The following is a 604-nucleotide window of genomic DNA, read 5'->3' on the forward strand; positions in this document are numbered from 1 at the left end:
TCGAAGGTGGGGTAGATGATTGGGGTGAAGTCGTAACAAGGTAGCCGTATCGGAAGGTGCGGCTGGATCACCTCCTTTCTAAGGAAAACGTCCCTTACGGGACATGCCCATCGTTCAGTTTTGAGAGCTCGTCTCTCAGTCTCGTAAGAGACACTCGCACCTTGAAAACTGAAGACATCAACAAGACATCAAACTTTTAATTAACCATGTCATTTAAGACGTGTGTTCTTAGAATACCAACGCTAGATCAAGGTATGAAGGGCGTACGGTGGATGCCTTGGCACTAGGAGCCGATGAAGGACGCGACGAACAGCGATATGCTTCGGGGAGCAGTAAGTATGCTTTGATCCGAAGATTTCCGAATGGGGGAACCCACCATCCGTAATGGGATGGGACATGTTACATGAATACATAGTGTAGCGTGAGGCAGACCCGGGGAACTGAAACATCTAAGTACCCGGAGGAAGAGAAAGCAAATGCGATTCCCTGAGTAGCGGCGAGCGAAACGGGAACAGCCCAAACCGAAGAGCATGCTCTTCGGGGTTGTAGGACACTCTATACGGAGTCAAAAAGGAAGACAGTAGGTGAAGGACCTGGAAAGGTC

General features: G+C 49.5%; 2 rRNA genes. Both read left to right on the forward strand.

The features are described from left to right. A 16S ribosomal RNA gene (locus AYO36_RS00230) occupies positions 1 to 78 on the forward strand; the annotation flags it as partial. A gap of 167 nt (positions 79 to 245) precedes the next feature. Continuing rightward, positions 246 to 604, forward strand: a 23S ribosomal RNA gene (locus AYO36_RS00235); the annotation flags it as partial.

Source organism: Exiguobacterium sp. KKBO11, assembly GCF_001644945.1.
Classification (GTDB): Bacteria; Bacillota; Bacilli; order Exiguobacteriales; family Exiguobacteriaceae; genus Exiguobacterium_A; species Exiguobacterium_A abrahamii.